This window comes from Actinoallomurus sp. CA-150999, from assembly GCF_050942425.1.
Taxonomy (GTDB): Bacteria; Actinomycetota; Actinomycetes; order Streptosporangiales; family Streptosporangiaceae; genus Actinoallomurus.
In genome coordinates this window covers 11,303,341-11,322,238 of sequence record NZ_CP192063.1, presented here as the reverse complement: position 1 = coordinate 11,322,238, position 18,898 = coordinate 11,303,341, and the positions used below count along the sequence as shown (strand labels likewise).

The following is an 18,898-nucleotide window of genomic DNA, read 5'->3' as shown; positions in this document are numbered from 1 at the left end:
TCCTAGCCGAACGGCAGGGCCACGAGGTTGTAGGTCAGCGCGACCTTCAGGAAGGCCACGCCGGCCAGGCCGATGACGGTGTACGCGAGCCGCCCGCTCCTTCCCCACCAGCCTTTCCACCAGGCGACGGCCGTGCTCACCAGAACGCCGGCGGCCGGGACGAACGTCACGGCCATCACGACCGGCAGGACGGTCAGCGACGGCGAGCCCAGCATGATCTTCTCCTGGAGGGCGTTGCCGTCGGCCGTCAGCGACGCGAACCCCGCTACGAACGCCGTGACGAGCGCACCGGTGACCCAGGCGGTCAGCCAGGCTGCGCGGGACGTACGGGAGCGGGCGGGGCGCCCGCGCAGCCGCCGTACGAGCGCGGCCACCGGGACGCCCAGGAAGCAGAGCACCAGCACCAGGGCGCCCGCCCCGAACATCGGCAGGTAGAGCGCCGGGGTGTCGGCCCACTCCAGCTTCTCGTACGCCTCAGCGGGCGTCGCCGACGCGGACAGGATGCCCTTTCCGTCGAAGGCGATCAGGTCCTGGCCGCCGCGTTCCCGGAACAGGCCGGGCCCGGCCTGCACCCAGTGCTGAGTCTGATGGGCCGGGTCGGAGGTCAGCCCGGTGGTGGTGAGGGCCCCGGTGCCGTCGGCCCGTACGGTCACCGGCGCGACGAGGGTGGAGACCTTGGTCAGGGCGTGGTGGCTGGTGCGGACCGACCGGTACGTCCCGGCGTACCGGGACGCGTCGCCGGCCTGGGCGTTCGGTGGCGCGGTCGTCCTGCCGGGGAGGTACCGGTCGATGAGATGGTCGATGACGCTCAGGCCGTCCCAGCCGGCGACCGTGTCCGTGCCGTCGCCGTTGAAGGCGACGTAGATGCCGATCCCCTCGTCGGGGAGCAGCGCCATCTGGTCGTGGAAGCCCGGCACGTCGCCGTCCTTGAACAGGACCCGCCGGCCATTGCGCGGGCGCTCCTCGAACTGGTAGCCCATGCCGGGGATCCGCGGGTCCTGCGCGAAGTGGTGCTGCTGCATCCGCCGGGCGACGTCCCGGCCGAGCCGGGAGTCGTTCGTCAGCTGGGCCAGCATGAACCGGCCCATGTCGGCGGGGGTCGAGACCGGTCCCGCGCCGGTCGGCGACCACGGCCCGTACTGGCCCTTCTCGGCGGTGTACCCGGATCCGGCCGGCCGGTAGCCGCGGGCCAGGGTGGCGTCGATCGCGGCCGGGTGCGGCTGGGCGAACGTCGTCGCGCTCATTCCCAGCGGCCGCAGCACGTGCTCGTCGACGTATCGCGCGAACGGTTCCCCGGACGCGACCTCGACGAGATACCCGGCGAGAGCCGTTCCGTAGTTGTCGTAGGCCACGACGGTGCCCGGCGGGCGTACCCTCGCCGGCTGCCGCTTCGCCAGGCTCTTGCGAAGGGGTTCGACGTCGGCCGGGTTCGCGCGGGCGGCGCCGACGATGTCGTCGTCGAAGCCCGCCGTGTGGGTCAGGAGGTTCTCCAGGGTGACGGGCCGGCCCGGATAGGTGTCGCGGATCTTGAAGTCGGTGAGGTACCGGTTGACGTCGGTGTGCAGGTCGAGCCGTCCCTGGTCGACCAGCTGCAGGGCGGCGGTGGCGGTGAACAGCTTGGCCATCGAGCCCATGAAGAAGCCGGTGTGCTCGGGGTCCACGGGCCTGCGCGTGGCGACGTCGGCGACGCCGTACCCCCGGGCGAAGACCTGCCGTCCTCCGGCCACCACCACGACCGCGGCTCCGGGGATCCGGTCCTTGGCCAGCAGGCCGGGCACGACCCCGTCCACCGCCGCGCCGACGTCGCGCAGCGCAGGCGCGTGCTCGCCGGAGTGGCCCGTGGCCGCCCCCGAGGGGGCCGCGGACCCGACGACCAGCGCGCCGGTGAACAACAGCGCGACGATCTTCTTGAACATTCTCACTCCATCGAGATGCACCGGGCGGACGCCGGTGACGGCTCGGGCTACAGCGACGAGAACCAGGTCACGATCTGCGGGATCGACCGGAACGCCGACCCGTTGTGGTCGGTGTCGCCGACGTCGATGAGCGGCGCGGCGACGTGGTGGGCGCGCAGGGCCCGGACGCAGCTCTGGGCGTTGCGGATGGTCACGTCCTTGTCCCCGCGCGCGGCGTAGACGCGGATGGGAACGCGCGGCGTCCAGTTCGTGCAGGTGTCGTCGTTCTGCCGGAGCGCCCGGGCCAGGCCGCCCGTCGGGTGATCGAGCCTCGTGATGAACGCGGGCGTGAGGAGTTCCCTGGGCGTGGCGGGCAGACCGGTGACGATCTCCACCGGGGTGTGGTCGCCGTCGAAGAGCGTCTCGACCGTCGCGCTGTACGGCTTGCGGAACGCCTCGGACGGGTCGGCGTAGAGGTGGTGCAGCCGGTTCATCGACGTCAGCCAGTACCCGAGGTAGAAGGTGACCTCTCGGGGGTCGAGCGACGTTCCGTGCAGCCCTTCGGGGATCTCGGCGTGCTCGACGTCGTACGGGCCGCTGACCGGCGCGAGCGCGGCCAGCCGTCCCTTGGCCTGCAGGGCGCGGCCCAGGGCCATCGTGGCCGCGCCGCCCTGGGAGAAGCCGGTGACCCGCACGCGCCTGTCCAGGGTCCGCCCGTGCCGGGCGGCGACCTTCTCCGCCGCGCGCAGCATGTCGAGGGAGGCGCTCGTCTCGGAGGCGTGGTCCATGTACGGGTGGCGGCCAGGCCCGAGTCCCAGCCCGAGGTAGTCCGGCGCGACGGTGCCGAACCCGGCCCCGGCGAACAGGAACGACGCCGCGCGGTCGTAGCTGCCCGCGTCCACCGTCGCCGCGGCCTTCTTCGTCGGGTTGGTGCCGTGCTCATAGACGACGGTCCGCAGCCGGTGTCGCTCGCCGCGGGGGAGCACGACCAGGCCGCTGGCGGTCGTCGGCCGGCCGTTCACGGCGACGGTCCGGTACACGACGCGGTACGCCTCGATCCCGTACTTGGGCTTCGGCGAGCCGAAGTTCATCCTCGCGAGGTATTCCGCGGTGCGTGCCTTCGACAGCGTCGCGATGCGGGTCGTGGAGACGACCTCCCCACGCGTCGGCGCGATCGCGTGAGCGGGCGGCATGGAGGCGAGCGCGAGAGCGGCGGCACAGGCGGTACCGACCGCGGCGCGTGCGACGCGGGAGGTTCTGAGAGTCGTTCTGTCCATGACGTCGACGATCTCCGGACGGGCGTACACGCCACCAGTGCCAGGCACACCGGCCTGACATGAAGAACGCATAATCCGGACGGGTAACTAAAATCGCGACGTGGTGATCATCCTCGTGGTCCTTGTCGGCCTGGCCGTCGACCCGTGGCTGATCCACCCGAGCGTTCCGGCGATCCTGATGCTCGCCCTGCAGATCCTTCACTCCCTGCCGGAGACGAAGCGGTTCCGCGGCCGATGGACCCTCGTCGCCCAGGCCGTGCTGTTCCCCTGGACCGGGCCGCCGGGCTTCCTCGCCGCCTCCGTGCTGCTGATCGTCAGGGGGCGGATCCGCTGGGCGCTGTTCGCCGCCGTCGTGGCCGCCGCCGGGCTGATGAACCTCGGCGACGTCTACGCCTGCGCCAACGCCCTGGGCAACGCCCTGGCGATCGGCGTCACCGTCTACGGCCTCACGAGGCTCAGCGACCTACGCGCCGAACTCCGCGCCGCCCGCGGCGAACTGGCCGCGGAATCGGTCGCGGGCGAACGCGAGCGGTTCTCCCACGACCTGGACGCCGCACTCGGGTCGGCCCTCTCGGAGATCGTCGGCCTCGCCGCGCAGGGGCGGATCCAGGAGATCCTGAGCCTGGCCCGGGAGACCGCCGTGCGCGTCCGGACCACGCCTACCGCCCCCATCGAGCCACCGCCCACCGACCTGACGCCCAGGCTCGCGCTGCCGATCGTCGTCGTCGCGCACCTGGAGTATCTGGCCGTCGGCGCGATCGCGATATGGGACACGTCTCCGCCCGCCCCCCTGCTGGCCGCCGGTCTGGGCGGGCTCGCGGTCATCATCGCGCTGTCCGTCTACCACTGCCTGCCGCGCCCTCCCGGTGTACGGCCCCGCCACGCCCGCTGGACGCTGCCCGTCCAGATCGTGCTCGCCTGCCTGCCGCTCCTGACCCCGGGCGGTCCCGAGCCCAGGATGGTCGGCTTCGCCGCGGGCTCGATTCTGATCATCATCGGCGGACGTCTGGCATGGCCGCTGTTCGGGGCCGTCGTCCTGAGCGTTCCCGTCGTCCTACTCGCCCGTTCCGTCCCTCTCGGGGAGGCCGCGTCCCTGACGGTCGACACGGTGACCATCGCACTGATCTTCTACGGGCTGGCCCTGCTCACCGGGCTCGTCCACGAGGTACGGGAGGCGCGCCTGGCACTCGCCGCGATGGCCCTGGCCCGCGAGCGGCGGCGGATCGCCCGGGACGTGCACGACCTGCTCGGGTACGGCCTGTCCGCCATCATCGTCAAGGCGGAGCTGGCCGAGCGAGATCCCCACCGGAGCGAACGCGAACTCGCCGACATCGCGCTGACCGCCCGCCGGGCCCTGGGCGACCTGCGCGCGATCCCGGGGGACGATCCGCGGATGTCCCTCCGAGCGGAGCTCGCCTCGGCGCGCGACGTGCTCACCGCCGCGGGGATCACCGTTCGCGTCGACGCGTCCCCCGACGGCCTACCAGAACCGGTCGACACGCTGCTGGCGACCGTGCTGCGCGAGGCCGTCACGAACGTCCTTCGACACAGCCGAGCCCGTACCTGCTCCGTGGAGGTGTCCGTCGCCGACGGCACGGCCCGCCTCCGCGTCACCAACGACGGCGTGCCCGAGGCCCTGGCCGGGCCGAGCGGGCAGGACGCCGACAGGCGGGATGCCGGCGCGCAGGGGGCCGGCAGGGAGGATGCCGGCGGACAGAGCGTCGGCGGGCAGGGGGCCGGCGGACACGGGGCTGGCGGGCAGGGAGTCGGCGGGCAGGGAGTCGGCGGGCAGGGAGTCGGCAATCTCACCGAGCGCGTGACGGCGATGGGTGGCCGGCTCACGGCCGGCCCGCGCCCAGGGGAGGAGCACGAGCTCCTGGTCCTACAGCCAGTCGGCCTCGGTGGCGATCCGAACGGCGTCGATGCGGTTGCGGGCGTCCAGCTTGGTGACGATCGCCCCTAGATAGTTGCGCACGGTGCCCTTCGTCAGGTGAAGCCGCGAGGCGATCTCCGAGACCTCGGCACCCTCCGCGGCCAGCCGCAGCAGCTCCACCTCTCGCGCCGTCAGCGGGTTCGGCCGAGCCTTGATCGCCGCGGCGGCCAGCCGAGGGTCGATCACGAGCTCCCCGGCGGCCACCCGGCGGATCGCCTCCGCCAACTCGGCGGGTGGCGAGTCCTTCACCATGAACCCCCGGACCTGGGCGGTCAGAGCCCGGCGCAGGATCTCCGGGCGGCCGAGCGCCGTGAGGATCAGCGCGCGGCAGTCCGGCAGCCGGTCGGCGAGCGCGGTGGCCGCCGCGAGCCCGTCCACACCTGGCATGTCGACGTCCAGGACCGCGACGTCCGGCCGGTGCTCGAGCGCGGCCGGGAGCACGGCGTCACCCCTGGACACCTCGGCGACCACCTCGATGTCGGGCTCCAGATCCAGCAGCGCGACCAGGGCACCCCGGATGAGATGCATGTCCTCGGCTAGGAGTACCCCGATCACGCCACGCTCCCCGATAAGTCCACACACGTTTTCGGAACGTCATCCTGCCAGGCGTGGCTTGGCGGACGAAAAGCGAGAACGGGCGATTCCGGCGAATGGCTCGGGCGGGCCGTGGGTGCGCTGCTAGGGGCGTTTGCTCAAGCGGAACGATTTTTAGTCTCAATAAGCACCACTGACGCAAGGTGCCCGAGGTCCGGCGACGACGTGCCGCCGCACCGAACCACAAACCGGCCCGACTGTGCGGTCGGGTCGGCAGAACCACGCTCACACGCTGGACCGCTCCACATCCTTCCGCTGTACGTTTCTGGGACGGCGTTCTCGACGTGAAATGAGGAATCGCGTGGAAATTGTCCGTTTCGTTGCGGCCGACGGCGACCGTCCGCTGGTGGGAGTCTCCGACGGGTCGACCGTCACCGAACTGGGGGAGACCCTCGGCGAGCTGCTCCGGCTCCCGCTGGCGGAGCTGCGGGACCGCTGCCGCACGGCCGGCGGCCCGCGTCACGACGTCGCCGCCGTACGGACATTGCCCCCGGTGGATGGACGGATGGAGGTCTGGGCGGCCGGCGTCACGTACCGGCGCTCGCGCGAGGCGCGGGTCACCGAGAGCGAACGGTCGGCCGACGTGTACGAGCAGGTGTACGACGCCGAGCGCCCGGAGCTGTTCTTCAAGTCCGCGGCCTGGCGGGTGACCGGCGACGGCGAGACCGTCGCGATCCGCTCCGACTCCGCGGTCGACGTGCCAGAGCCCGAGCTCGGGCTCGTCCTCAACCGGCACGCCGAGATCGTCGGCTACACCGTCGTGAACGACATGAGCTCCCGGACGATCGAGGGCGAGAACCCGCTCTACCTGCCGCAGGCCAAGATCTACCTCGGCGGCTGCGCGGCCGGCCCCGCCGTCCGGCCCGCCTGGGAGGTGCCCGACCCGTACGCTCTGGACATCGAGCTCACCATCCGCCGTGGCGGCGACATCGCGTGGACCGGCACGGCGAGCACCGCGCAGCTGAACCGCAGGCTCGACGACCTGGTCGGGTTCCTGTTCCGCGCGGACGTGTTCCCCGACGGCGCCGTCCTCGCCACCGGCACCTGCCTGGTCCCGGAGCTGCCGTTCACCCTGGCCGCCGGGGACGAGATCGCCATCGGCATCGCGGAGGTCGGTAGTCTCACCAGCACGGTCGTGGCGGGCAACGAGCCGATGGCGTGGCTCGCCGACCCGGCCACGCCACGGTGAGGATCCGAGGGCGGGACGCACCCGACCCCGGAAGGTGGAAGACTGGGCCGTGTAGGTGTCCCGGCCGGTCGATGGAGTGAGGAGGCGGCGCGACGTTGGGTAAGCACAGCGCACCCCCCATCGGCAAGACCTGCCCGGTCTGCCGAGGCAGCGGGAAGAACAGCGTGCAGCAGGACTGCGGCTCGTGCGGCGGAAAGGGACGGATATGAGCTACCCGCCGGCCGGCTGCAGCTACCAGGTGCTCTACATCGACCCGACGGGGCAGCACGCCGAGTCGCCCCTGTTCGCCGACGAATACTCCCTGGGCGACTGGTTCAAGGGCAAGGCGGACTCCGGCGAGATCGACCGTGAGGCCGAGGCCGAGGGCCGCCCGGGCGGCTTCCGCATCTACTGCGTGACCGAGGGCCGCCGCATCGAGATCGACCACCTGCACCCCCGCCTCGTCCACGGCCGGCTGAACCGCCCGGCCTTGCGAAGGGCCTGACACCGCCGCAGGGATGGTTTCGCAACAGCGCCCGCCGTACGCCGGGTCGGCGCCGGGACCCGCCCTGGCACGCGTGATCGTGGTCGTCGTCCTCGCGGCCCTCGTCGACGTCTACCTCTTCGCCGTGCCCTTCCGAGCCGGCGGAGCGGGACGGATCGCCGGGGCGGTGGCGCTCACGGTGGCCGTCTTCGCGCTGCAGCTGGCCTGGGTCGTGCCCCGGGCGGCGAGGTTCCGGGGTGTCGCGCTGCTGCTCGTCCAGGCGGTCGTCGCGTACGTCGACGTGCTCGCGTTCGGCACCTCCGTCGGCATCCTCGCCCTGGTCGCCGGATCGGCGCTGCTGGCGTCGTACGCCGTGCCCGCCGTCGCGGTGCTCGGGAGCGCCGCGGTGATCGCCGCAGTGCGGTCCCCGGACGCGGCCGGCGCGGTCGACTCGGCGATCACGCCGGTGCTCGGCGCGCTGGTCGTCTACGGTCTCGTGCGGTTGGCCCATCGGGTCGCCGACCTGGCCGCGGCTCGGCCGGAGCTGACGATGGCGGCCGTCTCGCGCGAGCGGCTGCGCATCGCCGACGAGTTGAACACCGGCATCGGGCGCGGCCTGGACGCCATCACGGCGGGGAGCCGTCGGGCCCTCGACCACCCCGAGGAGATCGACGAGGTCCTGCGGGTGGCCCGCGGTTCGCTGGCCGACGCGCGGGCGGCGGCCGCCGGATTCCGCGCCATGTCGCTCGCGCCCGAGGCGGCGGCCGCGCGGGCGCTGCTGGCGGCGGCCGGGATCGAGGCGGAGGTGCGCACCGGGCACGAGGAACCGCTCGGCTCGGCGGGCGCGCTGCTGGCCACCGTGCTGCGCGAGTCCGTGACCGAGGTCGTACGCCAGGGCACGGCGACCCGCTGCGTCATCGAGACCGCCGAGCGGGACGGGACGGTACGGCTCCGGGTGAGCAACGACGGCCCGCCCACGGCCGCGCGCGGCGAGGAGGGGCTGGCGGACGCCGCCGCGCGGGTCGAGGCGGCCGGCGGCACGCTGACGACCGGGCTCGGCGCCGACGGCCGGTTCGCGGTGGAGGCGACGATCGCGGCCACGCCGCGGCCGGTCAGCCTGCCCGACCGCACGGCGTACGGCCTGTCGGTGACCCTCCTCGCGGTGGTGGTGACGGGTTTCTGCGTGAAGGCGCTCCTGCAGCTGCCCTGGGGCCTGGACCTGGCCGCGGCCGTCGCCGGGATGGGCCTCATCGCGGGCCTGCAGCTGCGCTGGGCGGTCGACGACCGGCCGCGCCACCGGTACGCGTTCATCGCCGCGCAGGCGCTGCTCAGCCTCGCCCCGATCCTGTGGTTCGGCGCGACCTGGATCGGCGCCATGGGCTTCCTCGCCGGCACCTTCCTCGTGGCCCTGCCGATCCGGATCGGGGCGCCGCTCGTGGCCGCGACGATGGCCGGAACCGGAGCGATGGCCGCCGCGCTCTCGCTCGGCCCGGCGCGGATCGTCAACTACACCGTGAGCACGCTCGTCACCGGCCTGGTGGTGTACGGGCTGGTCCGCCTAGCCCGGCTGGTCCACGACCTGCGGGCGGCCGGCGAGGAGCTGGCCCGTGCGGCGACCGTCCAGGAACGCCTCCGCGCCGCCCGCGACCTGCACGATCTACTCGGGCACAGCCTCGCGGCGATGCTACTCAAGTGCGAACTGGCCCGGCGGCTCGGCGCGGTGGACCCGGCGCGGGCCCGTGCCGAGCTCACCGAGGTCGTCGCGATGGCCGAGCGGGCCCGAGCGGACCTGCGCGCCGCCTCCGGTGCCGGCGAACCGGAGATGTCCCTGGACACCGAGGTCGAGTCCGCGCGTTCGGTGCTGACGGTGGCGGGCGTCGAGACCCGGGTCGAACTCGGCCACGGCCCGCTGCCCGGCCCGACGGCCACCGTGCTGAGCACGGTCCTGCGGGAGGCGGTGACGAACGTGCTGCGGCACAGTTCGGCGCGGCACTGCGTCATCACCACGACGAGCGAGGACGGCCTCGTGACCCTCGCAGTGGAGAACGACGGACTCGACCCGCGGGCCCGGCGCACCCCGCCGGGGTCGGGCATCGGCAACCTCACCACCCGCCTGGCCGCCATCGACGGCACCCTCACCGCCCGCGCCGACGGCACCGGCGGCTTCCGCCTCCAGGCCCGCGTACGACCGGACGCCAAGGCCTCCTGAGATCAGAGGCCGACGCTCCGGCCGCGATCCGACGCCGAAGCCTCGGCACCGACGCTCTGGTCGCGATCGGACGCCGAGGGTCAGATCCAGCCCATCTCCTCGGCGATCCGGGCGGCGTCGGTGCGGTTGCGCGCGTTGAGCTTGTCGACGACGGCGGTCAGGTAGTTCCGTACCGTCCCGGCCGACAGGTGGAGCCGCTCGGCGATCTCCGGTGCCTCGGCGCCCTCGGCCGCCAGCCGCAGGACGTCCGTCTCGCGGGGCGTGAGCGGGTTGTCGGCGAGGTCCCACGCGGTCAGCGCCAGGTTCGGGTCGAGCACGCGTCGTCCCGCGGCGACCGCCCGGATCCCGGCGACCAGTTCGTCCGGCGGCGCGGTCTTCAGCAGGAACCCGCCGGCGTGCGCGGTCAGCGCCCGGCGTAGGTGACCGGGCTTGCCATGCCCGGTGAGGATCAGCGTCCGGCACTCCGGGTGCGCCTCGTGCACGGCGGCGGCCGCGGTCAGGCCGTCGGCGCCTGGCATGTCGATGTCCAGCACCGCGACGTCTGGACGGTGTCGCAGCACGGCCGGCAGCACCTGGTCGCCACGGTCCACCTCGGCCACCACCTCGAGGTCCGGCTCCAGGGACAGCAGCGCGGCCAGGGCCCCACGGACCACGTGGTGGTCGTCGGCCAGCAACACCTTGATCACAGGGTCATGTGTACCAGGGTCCTCGTCACGGTCCGGGGCATGACGAGATCATAGTCGGCTCGTGATCACGTCTCTGGTCCGGAAAACCCCAGCTCACGAGACTTGTCGGCATGGATGACGTCGTGCTGATGAACGCGGTGAGCAAGGTGTACGGGAAGGGCAGGGGCGCGGTCGCCGCGCTCCGGGAGGTGTCGGTCGGCATTCCGCGCGGCCGGTTCACGGCGGTGATGGGGCCGTCCGGGTCGGGCAAGAGCACGTTCCTGCACTGCGCCGCCGGGTTGGACACCCCGACGTCCGGCACCGTACGGCTCGGCGGGACCGAGCTGTCGGGGATGAACGAGACCCGGCTGACGGAGCTGCGGCGCCGGCGGGTCGGGTTCGTGTTCCAGGCGTTCAACCTGGTCTCGTCGCTGACGGTGGAGCAGAACATCACCCTCCCGCTGCGGCTGTCCCGTACGAAGGTGGACCGCGCGTGGTTGAAGGAGATCGTCGCGCGGGTCGGGTTGACGGAGCGCGTCGGGCACCGGCCGGCCCAGCTGTCCGGCGGACAGCAGCAGCGCGTGGCGATCGCCCGCGCCCTCGTGACCCGGCCGGAGGTCGTCTTCGGCGACGAACCGACCGGGGCGCTGGACACGATGACCGCCCGCGAGGTGCTCGCCCTGCTGCGCGAGACGGTGGACGGCATGGGGCAGACCGTCGTCATGGTCACCCACGACCCGGTCGCCGCGTCGTACGCCGACACGGTGCTGTTCCTCGCCGACGGCCGCATCGCCGACGCCGTGGACGCCCCGACCAGCGAGAAGGTCGCCGCCCGCATGACCCGGCTGGGAGCGTGGAAGTGATGCTCGGGCTGGTCCTCAACACCCTGCGGCACCGCAAGGCCGGGTTCGCCGGGGCGTTCCTCGCGCTGTTCTGCGCCGCCGCGCTCGTCTGCGCCTGCGGGGCCCTGCTCGAGACGGGCTTGCGCGGCACCATCGCGCCCGAACGGTACGCCGGGGCGCCGATCCTCGTCACCGGCGACCAGTACGTCCACCAGGACAAGGTGAAGAAGGGCAAGGTCAAGCACAAGGCGAAGGGCATCGCCGAGCGCGCCTGGCTGCCGGCCGCGACGGCGGACCGTCTCCGCGCCGTTCCGGGCGTGCGCTCGGTGGTCACCGAGGTGACCTTCCCCGCCGAGATCTCGGGCGCCGCGCCGGGAAGCTCGTGGGGGCACGGCTGGGAGTCGGCCGCGCTGACGCCGTTCACGCTGGCGGCCGGCCGGGCGCCGTCCGCCGCGGACGAGGTGGTGGTCGACGCCGCCACCGCGCGTACGGCCCGGCTGCACGTGGGCTCGCGCGTGCCCGTCACCTCGGCCGTCTCCGCCGGTGTCCGCCGGGTCGTGGGCGTCACCCGCGAGGCGCTCCCGCACCAGACGGCGGTCTTCTTCTCGACCGATGAGGCGCGGCGGCTCGCCGGACGCGCCGGGGCGGTCAGCGCGATCGGCGTGTTCCCGACGGCCGGGGACACCGCGGACCGGGTCGCCGCCGCACTCCGGGGGACGTCCGCGACCGTGCACACCGGCGCGGACCGGGGCCGGGCGGAGTTCTGGGACGCGGAGAAGGCCAGGATCAAGCTGATCAGCATGGGCGGTGCGCTCGGCGGCACGGCGCTGCTCGTGGCCATCCTGGTCGTCTCCGGGACGTTCGCCCTCTCCATTCAGCAGCGGGAGCGGGAGATCGCGCTGCTGCGCGCCGTGGCCGCCACGCCGCGCCAGATCCGCCGGATGATCGGCCGCGAGGCGCTCATCGTCAGCCTCGGTGCCGGCGCGCTCGGCGCCGCCGCAGGACCCCTGCTGGCGCTCTGGCTGCGCGACCGGTTCCGTGCCCTCGGTGCGCTGCCGTCCACGCTGAACCTCGTGCTCAGCCCCTTCCCGATGTTCGCCGCGGTGCTGGCCGCCGTCGTGGCGGCCTGGGCGGCGGCCCGGCTGTCGGCACGTCGCTCGGCCCGGATCCGGCCCGTCGAGGCCCTCGGCGAGGCAGCGCTCAGCCCACGCACCAGTCCGGGTCGGATCCTGGCCGGCCTGGTGTTCCTCGCCGGCGGCGTCGTGCTCACGCTCGTCCTGTCGTCCCTGAACACCGAGGCGGCCTCCAGCCCGGTCACGATGCTCACCGCGATCGTGTGGACCGTCGCCGTGTCCCTGCTGGCGCCGGTGATCGCCCGCGTCACGGTCACGCTGCTGGGCCCGCCGCTGCGAACGTTCCCGATCGGCGGTCACCTCGCCGCCGCGAACCTGCGGAGCCGCTCGCGCCTGGTCGGCTCGGTCATCGCTCCGCTCACCCTTCTGGTGGGCCTGACCTGCACGATCCTGTTCGCCCAGACGACGATGGGCCACGCCGCCACCGAACAGGCGAACGCCGGCACCGTCGCCGCCCACGTGCTCGGCCCGAAGGTGCCAGCCGCAGCCGCCGACGCGCTCCGGCGCACCCGAGGCGTCACGACGGTCACCGAGGTCCTGCACAGCACCGTACGCGTCGGGCTGGAGAACTACGGCGTCCAAGGCGTCACGCCCGCCGGGCTCTCCCGCACCATGAACCTCGACGTGCGAGCGGGCTCGCCGGAACGGCTGGACGCCGGCACCGTCGCGGTCAGTACGACCGCCGCCGCCCGCCTCGGCGTGCACGTCGGCGACCCGGTCCGCATGACGCTCGGCGACGGCACCCCGTTCGCCCCCCGGGTCGTCGCGGTCTACGGCAGGGGCCTCGGCTTCGGCGACCTGACCGTCGCCCACGACCTGCTCGCCGCGCACGTCGACGACCCCCGCGCCGACACGGTGCTGGTCGCCGGCCCGGCTCGGGCGGACGCCCTCCGGCCGGCGGTCCGGCCCTACCCCGGCGTGGCCGTCCTCGACCAGACCGCCGTGACGCGGGCCAGGGCCACGGCGAACGCCGAGGTGAACTACGTCGCCATGGGGCTGATCATCGCCTTCACCGGCATCGCGGTCGTGAACACCCTCGCCATGGCCACCGCCGACCGCACTCGGGAGTTCGCCCTGCTGCGGATCGTCGGCACCACCCGCCGGCAGGTCATGCGGATGCTCCGCTGGGAGACGCTGGTGGTCGTGTCGACGGCCGTGGCCCTGGGCACGGTCATCGCCCTGGTCACGCTGGCGGCCTTCGCCGCCGGGATGGTCGGCTCGGCCGCGCCGTACGTCCCGCCGGTGACGTTCCTCGGCGTCATCGCAACGGCGGCGGTGCTCGCGCTGATCGCGACGGTCCTGCCCGCCCGCCTAGCGCTCGCCGCCCGCCCCGCCGACGTCATCGGCTCACGCGAGTAGGGCCGTACGAACGGAAGCGTGGGCGACTGTGATCCGGGAGGACCGCCGTCGCCCACGGACGTACGAAAGCGTGGGCGACCGTGGTCGGGAGGGACTGCCGTCGCCCACGGGCGTACGAAAGCGTGGGCGACCGTGGTCGGGAGGGACTGCCGTCGCCCACGGGCGTACGGAAGCGTGGGCGACCCTGGTCTGGGACGGACTGCCGTCGCCCACACGCGTCCGTCAGCAGTAGGGGCCGAGGGCCTTCTTGACCTTGGCCGGCGCCGATTTCATCTCCGGGCCGTCGCACAGGCCATCGGTCCCGTACGTGACCAGGTGCCACTGGCCGCCGCGCAGCCGGAGCACCGTCCAGTTCGGGTCGGTCAGCCCGCGGACGTTCTTCATGTGCGCGGCCGCCCAGCCGCCGTCGCACACGATCCGGCCGTCCACCCGGAAACCCGTCGCGCCCCCGGCGGCCAGCCCCTTGACGAAGTCCGACGCCGACGCGCATGCGTCCGAGGGGGACGGCGACGGCGCGGCGGACGACGTGGCTGGGGTCGGCGAGGCCGCGTGGTGGTGTTCGGCCTGCGAGCGGCACGCCGCCGAACCGACCGCGCAGGCGATCACCGTGAGGCAGAACAACGGCCGGAACACGGAGCCCCCTGTGCGTCGTCGACGGTCCAGGAGCCGACCGTACGGCATTCCTGATCAAAACGGGTCGTTACAGAGAGAGGCCCGTCTCCAAGAAGGCGAGCGCCTCGTCCAGGGCGGCGATCAGATCCAGCTCCGGGTCCTCGGCCCAGCGGAGCATCAGGTCGAGCATGACGCCGAACACCGCTCCGGTGAAGGCGCGTACGTGAGGGTCGTCCGGGTCGCGGCCGATCCGCTTGGCCACCAGGTCGGCCACGGTCATCATCGTGGCGGTGAAGTTGCCCAGGCCCGCTCCCCGCAGTGCGGGGACCGACAGCATCAGCGTCGTGCGTTCGCGGCCCTCGGCGAGCTCCTCGGGTGAGAGCTCCCCGAGCGTCGCGCGGAGCGCTCCGCGCAGGGCCTGGACGACGCTCAGCTCGGGCGGTTGGGCCTCGAACGCCGCGTAGACCAGCGGGTCATAGGCGTCCGAGATGACCAGGTCCTCCTTGGTGGGGAAGTAGCGGAAGACCGTGCTGGGGGCGACCTCGGCGGCGTCGGCGACCTGCTCGACGGTGGTCGCGTCGTAGCCGTTCTCGGTGAACAGCCGCAGCGCCTCGCGCTGGATCGCGGCCCGTGTCCGGGCCTTCTTCCGGGCCCGCAACCCGCCGGCCGTACGGGCGGGCTCGTGGGATCGCCGGCCCTCCTCGGGTGACGACGTCATCGGCCACCTCCGGCTGTCTCCCGCATCCCCGTCCCACGACCGAGGCCTCGCCAGGAGCTTACACATCGACTGTAGTGAGAGCGAGCTCGGAGTTGACAGTAACTATCTTTTCGGTGTCAACTCTCATTAAGGCTCCCTCATGAAAGGCGGCGATCGCGATGAGCAGGCTCGGTGACCGACGATGGTGGGCGATCGGAGCCCTGGCCCTCACCGGCATGGTCGTGGGGCTCGATACGACGGTGCTGAACATCGCGCTGCCCACGCTCGCGACCGAGCTGCGGGCCTCCACCAGCGCACTGCAGTGGATGGCCGACGCGTACAACCTGGTGCTGGCCGCGTTCATGCTGCCCGCCGGGCTGCTGGGCGACCGCTACGGCCGCAAGCGGATGGTGCTCGCCGCGCTGGTCGTCTTCAGCGCCGCCTCCGTGCTGTGCGCGTACGCCGGTTCGCCCGGCGTGCTGATCATCGGTCGCGGCGCGCTCGGCCTCGGCGGGGCCTTCCTGATCCCGCTGACCATCTCCGTGGTGCGGGTGCTGTTCGATGAGGACGAGCGGCCACGTGCGCTCGCCGTCGCGATGGCCGCCCAGGGCGTCAGCTTCCCGCTCGGGCCGATCGTCGGCGGCCGGCTGCTGCACGACTTCTGGTGGGGGTCGGTGTTCCTGATCAACGTGCCGGTCTGCGTGGCGGCCTTCATCGGGGTCGCGTTCCTGCTGCCCGAGTCACGCGAACCCGATCCGCGACCGGTGGACCTCCTCGGGATCGTGCTGTCCGCGCTGGCGCTGAGCGGCCTGACGTACGGCTGCATCGAGGCGGGAGAAAAGGGCTGGGGCTCGCCGGCGGCGTGGTCGCCGATCGTCGCCGGCGTGGTCATCGGCCTGCTCTTCGTCCGATGGGAGGGCAGGACGGCGCATCCGCTCATCGACCTGAAGGTGTTCCGGTCCCGTGCCTTCAACTGGGGCGTGCTGATGGCGACCGTGATGTCGTTCACCATGTTCGGCGCGCTGTTCGCCATGCCGCAGTACTTCCAGGCCGTGACGGGGACCGACGCCCAGGGCAGCGGCATCCGCCTGCTGCCGATCGTCGTGGGCCTGCTGGCCGGTGCGGGTCCGGCCGACCGGCTCGTCAAACGCTTCGGATCGAACGTGACCGTCGCCTTCGGCCTCGTGCTGCTGGCCGCCGGGATGGTCGCCGGGACCGCGACCGGCGTCGACTCCGGCTACCTTCTGAGCGGTGCCTGGCTCACGGTCGCCGGGCTGGGAATGGGACTGGTCTTCCCCGCCGCGATGGACTCCGCCCTGGCCGCGTTGTCGGCGGAGCGCAGCGGCATCGGCAGCTCACTGATCCAGGCGCTGCGTCAGGTCGGCGCGACCATCGGCGTGGCGGTGCTCGGCACCATCCTGAGCGCCGGCTACCGGGGCCGCCTCGACACCGTGAGCCTCCCCGCTCCGCTCGGCGCCACCGTACGGAAGAACGTGCAGGCCGGCGTCGCCGTGGCGCGCGACCTCAGGTCGGCGGCGCTCCTGCACTCGGTGCGGGACGCCTTCGTGCACGGCCTCGTCCTGATGCTCGCCGTCAGCGCGGGCATCGCCGCCGTCGCCGCGATCCTGGCGTTGATCTTCATGCCGGGCCGGGAGCGGAGAAGCTCGCTCAGCCGACCGTGGGAAGTGACCGGCTCAGCACCAGGATCGCGCCGGGTTTGAGGGTCTGGAAGCCGTGTCAGCAGTGCGGGCCGAGGGCCTCCTTGATGGCCTCAGGGATCCGTTCCGGACTCAGCTTGCCGCACAGACCGTCCGTGCCATAGACGACCCCGCGCCACTGACCGGCGGTGTAACTGAGCACCAGCTGCGTTTGATCGCCGGCGGCGGTGGTGAGCTCTACGTGCGCGGCCGCCCAGCCGTGGTCGCACACGATGGGATCGGTCACGCGGAACGTCTCGTCGTTCATTTGCTGCTGCATCACCTTGACGACCTGCGCGGCCGACGGGCAGAGAGCGGCCGTCGACGACGAGGCCGAGACAGTGTGTCCGGCCGCGCCGCTGCAGGCCGTAAGCCCGCCGACGCCGGCGAGCACCACAAGGGGGATCAATGGCCGGAACACCGTACCTCCCGAGACAGGGGTCGGTGTCGACCGTACGCCATTCATGATCGTTTCGGCACCGTTCGCCGTCATCCCAGCGCGGGCAGCCCCCGGCTCGGGACGAGGAGGTCGAGGTCGGCGTGGGTGACGCCCGCGCGGTCGGCCAGCAGGTCGCGGCCGGTGCCGGAGTCGGCGACGAGTTCCACCGCCCGGGTGAGCATGGTGGGACGCTCCAGCGGCCTGGCGGGGCCGGGCTCCTGCCGTCGCCAGCCGCGCGCGCTCATCACGCTCATGGCGTTCCGGTAGGTGTTCTCCTTCATGATGCCGAGCGTGCGCGCGCGGTAGAGCAGCGCGGCCATGCTGACACCCCAGGTCGACTTGAGCTCGGCGAGGTGCGCCCAGTCGGCCGTGGAAGGAAGCCGGTCCGCGATGGCCGCCTCGGGCATGAGGAACTCGGCCGCGAACCGGTGGGCCTGATCCTCAATGATCTTGCTGCCCGGTTCGGCGTCGGCGTGCATGACCAGATGGCCGAGCTCGTGCGCGCCGTCGAAACGGTTGCGCCAGTAGTCGCCCTTGGCCGGGTTGAACAGCACCATCGGCCGTGGATGCGCGCCGATGCTGAACGCGTCGACGCGCTCGGTCGACGGAGGAAGGACCAGCACGATCACGCCGTGCTTCTCCAGCAGCCGTACGAGGTGCGGGATGGGGCCCGTGTCGCCGACCATCGCCTCGCGCGCCAGCCGCGCGGCCTCCACCGGGCCGGACCCGGCGATCTCCTCAGGAGACACCGGTCGTTCGGGCAGCTCGGCCAGCGGCAGCTCGACCAGCTCTTCGAGAGCCGTGACGATGTCGGCCGCGATCCGGCCGTACGCGAGTGCCTGATCGCGTTCGATCTGGGTCGTGGACCGCAGCGACCGGAAGTGCGCGGTGTCCAGCGACGCGGCGGCGCGCCCGGCATGGAAGAACTCCACCGGCACCCCCAGCGCGAACGCCAAACGCGACAGCGTCTTCTCCGACGGCCGATGCACGCCCGCCTCGTACTGGCCGATCGCGGTCGGGGTGGTGCCGACGGCCTGGGCGAGCTGGTTCTTGCGCATGCCTCGCAGACGCCGCGCCAGCGTCAGCCGGTCGGCGTCGAACAGCAGCCGCGCCTCGGCGAGCCGGCGGGCGACCTGACCGGAACGCTCGTCGGGTGTGTTCACTATGCCGTTTCGATACTCGCGTCTCCGCCGGCCGCGCGCCGCGGGTGCAGCCGCACGGGAACGTCGGCCTCGTCGTCGGTCCACAGCGGCAGCGTGGACTGGACGGGCGTACGGCGCGGGTCGGCGCCGAGGGTGTCATCGGTCAGCTGCCGGAGCCAGTGCCACGCCGGGCCGCCGTCGGCGTTCAGCCGGGGACGGCCGAGGAACAGCTCCATCTCCAGCGGCTCCTCGGTGGCGCTGTGCGCCAGGACGAGCGTCACCACGTCGTCCATCTCGCGCACGGCGCCGATGCCGAGGTCGAGCGTCAGCTGCGGGTCGTCGGGGAACTCCTGCCGCGCGACCGCCTGCTTGGTGAAACTGTCCCGGTCCCAGCGGATCGCCCGCGCCGCCCCGAACCGGTGCCGCTTGAGCAGGATCCGGTAGCGGCCGTAGCGCCAGCCCGGCGAACCGTTCAGGTCATGGCGGGTCACCATCGCCGCGAGCGGATCCTCGTCGGCCTCGGCGGGGTCCGGGGCGAAGTCGCCCACGCGGAAGACACGGTCGAGTTGGGTCTCCAGCACATCGAAGGCACCGGTGCCGAACGACCGCTCCTTGAACCCGGCGGCCCGGCTCATCGCCCCGAAGACGGCGAGCGTCGCCTCCGTGTGCGCCTCACGCAGCGCGTGCAGGAATCCGGTCTTGAGCAGCGTGCCCCACGCTTCCCGATCCTCCGCCATGCGAAGGACTATAGA

The 18,898-nt window shown here is 72.6% G+C and carries 16 protein-coding genes; 7 read left to right on the top strand and 9 right to left on the bottom strand.

What is annotated here, in order from left to right:
- Positions 1 to 2: 2 nt before the first annotated feature.
- Positions 3 to 1,916 carry a serine hydrolase gene (locus ACQP2O_RS52370; protein ID WP_433177807.1) on the bottom strand — a complete coding sequence of 638 codons (1,914 nt, stop codon included), beginning with the start codon at positions 1,914 to 1,916 and terminating at the stop codon, positions 3 to 5.
- A gap of 47 nt (positions 1,917 to 1,963) precedes the next feature.
- Positions 1,964 to 3,172: an alpha/beta hydrolase family protein gene (locus ACQP2O_RS52365; RefSeq protein ID WP_433177805.1), complete on the bottom strand. Its 1,209-nt coding sequence runs from the start codon at positions 3,170 to 3,172 to the stop codon at positions 1,964 to 1,966.
- Positions 3,173 to 3,272: 100 nt separating this feature from the next.
- Between ACQP2O_RS52365 and ACQP2O_RS52360 the strand changes: the two genes are divergently transcribed.
- Entirely contained in the window at positions 3,273 to 5,135 is a 1,863-nt protein-coding gene (locus ACQP2O_RS52360) for a sensor histidine kinase (RefSeq protein WP_433177803.1), read from the top strand.
- Here ACQP2O_RS52360 and ACQP2O_RS52355 read toward each other — a convergent pair.
- A complete protein-coding gene (locus ACQP2O_RS52355; protein WP_433177801.1) occupies positions 5,055 to 5,660 on the bottom strand; it encodes a response regulator transcription factor in 606 nt (201 codons plus the stop codon). The two genes, ACQP2O_RS52360 and ACQP2O_RS52355, sit on opposite strands and share 81 nt — an antisense overlap.
- Before the next feature lie 340 nt (positions 5,661 to 6,000).
- Between ACQP2O_RS52355 and ACQP2O_RS52350 the strand changes: the two genes are divergently transcribed.
- The 3 genes from ACQP2O_RS52350 (at position 6,001) to ACQP2O_RS52340 (ending at position 9,560) form a co-directional block, all read left to right on the top strand.
- Positions 6,001 to 6,888, top strand: a complete 888-nt coding sequence (locus ACQP2O_RS52350; RefSeq protein ID WP_433177799.1) for a fumarylacetoacetate hydrolase family protein — start codon at positions 6,001 to 6,003, stop codon at positions 6,886 to 6,888.
- 205 nt (positions 6,889 to 7,093) lie between these two features.
- A complete protein-coding gene (locus ACQP2O_RS52345; RefSeq protein WP_433177796.1) occupies positions 7,094 to 7,372 on the top strand; it encodes a hypothetical protein in 279 nt (92 codons plus the stop codon).
- Between the two features lie 13 nt (positions 7,373 to 7,385).
- On the top strand, positions 7,386 to 9,560 hold the full coding sequence (locus tag ACQP2O_RS52340; RefSeq protein ID WP_433177794.1) for a histidine kinase: 2,175 nt from the start codon (positions 7,386 to 7,388) through the stop codon (positions 9,558 to 9,560).
- Between the two features lie 80 nt (positions 9,561 to 9,640).
- Here the strand turns inward: ACQP2O_RS52340 and ACQP2O_RS52335 are convergent, their stop codons facing one another.
- Positions 9,641 to 10,246: a response regulator transcription factor gene (locus ACQP2O_RS52335; protein ID WP_433177791.1), complete on the bottom strand. Its 606-nt coding sequence runs from the start codon at positions 10,244 to 10,246 to the stop codon at positions 9,641 to 9,643.
- A gap of 110 nt (positions 10,247 to 10,356) precedes the next feature.
- On the opposite strand from ACQP2O_RS52335, the gene ACQP2O_RS52330 reads away from it, so the two are divergent.
- On the top strand, positions 10,357 to 11,088 hold the full coding sequence (locus tag ACQP2O_RS52330; RefSeq protein ID WP_433177790.1) for an ABC transporter ATP-binding protein: 732 nt from the start codon (positions 10,357 to 10,359) through the stop codon (positions 11,086 to 11,088).
- The gene (locus tag ACQP2O_RS52325; protein WP_433191482.1) at positions 11,088 to 13,559 is read left to right on the top strand and encodes an ABC transporter permease; all 2,472 of its coding nucleotides are present in this window, start codon (positions 11,088 to 11,090) and stop codon (positions 13,557 to 13,559) included. The genes ACQP2O_RS52330 and ACQP2O_RS52325 overlap by 1 nt, the downstream gene beginning before the upstream one ends.
- Positions 13,560 to 13,781: 222 nt before the next feature.
- On the opposite strand, the gene ACQP2O_RS52320 is transcribed toward ACQP2O_RS52325, so the two are convergent.
- Positions 13,782 to 14,192, bottom strand: coding sequence for a hypothetical protein (locus tag ACQP2O_RS52320; protein ID WP_433177788.1), 411 nt, complete (start codon positions 14,190 to 14,192; stop codon positions 13,782 to 13,784).
- Between the two features lie 67 nt (positions 14,193 to 14,259).
- The gene (locus ACQP2O_RS52315; RefSeq protein WP_433177786.1) at positions 14,260 to 14,889 is read right to left on the bottom strand and encodes a TetR family transcriptional regulator; all 630 of its coding nucleotides are present in this window, start codon (positions 14,887 to 14,889) and stop codon (positions 14,260 to 14,262) included.
- A gap of 158 nt (positions 14,890 to 15,047) precedes the next feature.
- Here ACQP2O_RS52315 and ACQP2O_RS52310 point away from each other — a divergent pair, with 158 nt between their 5' ends.
- The gene (locus ACQP2O_RS52310; protein ID WP_433177784.1) at positions 15,048 to 16,589 is read left to right on the top strand and encodes an MFS transporter; all 1,542 of its coding nucleotides are present in this window, start codon (positions 15,048 to 15,050) and stop codon (positions 16,587 to 16,589) included.
- A 16-nt stretch (positions 16,590 to 16,605) separates the two neighbouring features.
- Here ACQP2O_RS52310 and ACQP2O_RS52305 read toward each other — a convergent pair whose 3' ends face one another.
- The 3 genes from ACQP2O_RS52305 to ACQP2O_RS52295 form a co-directional block, all read right to left on the bottom strand.
- Complete coding sequence (locus ACQP2O_RS52305) at positions 16,606 to 16,986, bottom strand: hypothetical protein (protein ID WP_433177783.1); 381 nt, start codon at positions 16,984 to 16,986, stop codon at positions 16,606 to 16,608.
- A gap of 68 nt (positions 16,987 to 17,054) precedes the next feature.
- Positions 17,055 to 18,167: an XRE family transcriptional regulator gene (locus ACQP2O_RS52300; RefSeq protein ID WP_433177781.1), complete on the bottom strand. Its 1,113-nt coding sequence runs from the start codon at positions 18,165 to 18,167 to the stop codon at positions 17,055 to 17,057.
- Entirely contained in the window at positions 18,167 to 18,883 is a 717-nt protein-coding gene (locus ACQP2O_RS52295) for a hypothetical protein (protein ID WP_433177779.1), read from the bottom strand. The genes ACQP2O_RS52300 and ACQP2O_RS52295 overlap by 1 nt, the downstream gene beginning before the upstream one ends.
- Positions 18,884 to 18,898 lie beyond the last annotated feature (15 nt).

Coding starts and splice junctions, on each gene's coding strand:
- ACQP2O_RS52370 (WP_433177807.1), bottom strand. CDS start 1,916: ATGTTCAAGAAGATCGTCGCGCTGTTGTTCACCGGCGCGCTGGTCGTC.
- ACQP2O_RS52365 (WP_433177805.1), bottom strand. CDS start 3,172: ATGGACAGAACGACTCTCAGAACCTCCCGCGTCGCACGCGCCGCGGTC.
- ACQP2O_RS52345 (WP_433177796.1), top strand. CDS start 7,094: ATGAGCTACCCGCCGGCCGGCTGCAGCTACCAGGTGCTCTACATCGAC.
- ACQP2O_RS52340 (WP_433177794.1), top strand. CDS start 7,386: ATGGTTTCGCAACAGCGCCCGCCGTACGCCGGGTCGGCGCCGGGACCC.
- ACQP2O_RS52330 (WP_433177790.1), top strand. CDS start 10,357: ATGGATGACGTCGTGCTGATGAACGCGGTGAGCAAGGTGTACGGGAAG.
- ACQP2O_RS52325 (WP_433191482.1), top strand. CDS start 11,088: ATGCTCGGGCTGGTCCTCAACACCCTGCGGCACCGCAAGGCCGGGTTC.
- ACQP2O_RS52315 (WP_433177786.1), bottom strand. CDS start 14,889: ATGACGTCGTCACCCGAGGAGGGCCGGCGATCCCACGAGCCCGCCCGT.
- ACQP2O_RS52310 (WP_433177784.1), top strand. CDS start 15,048: ATGAGCAGGCTCGGTGACCGACGATGGTGGGCGATCGGAGCCCTGGCC.
- ACQP2O_RS52295 (WP_433177779.1), bottom strand. CDS start 18,883: ATGGCGGAGGATCGGGAAGCGTGGGGCACGCTGCTCAAGACCGGATTC.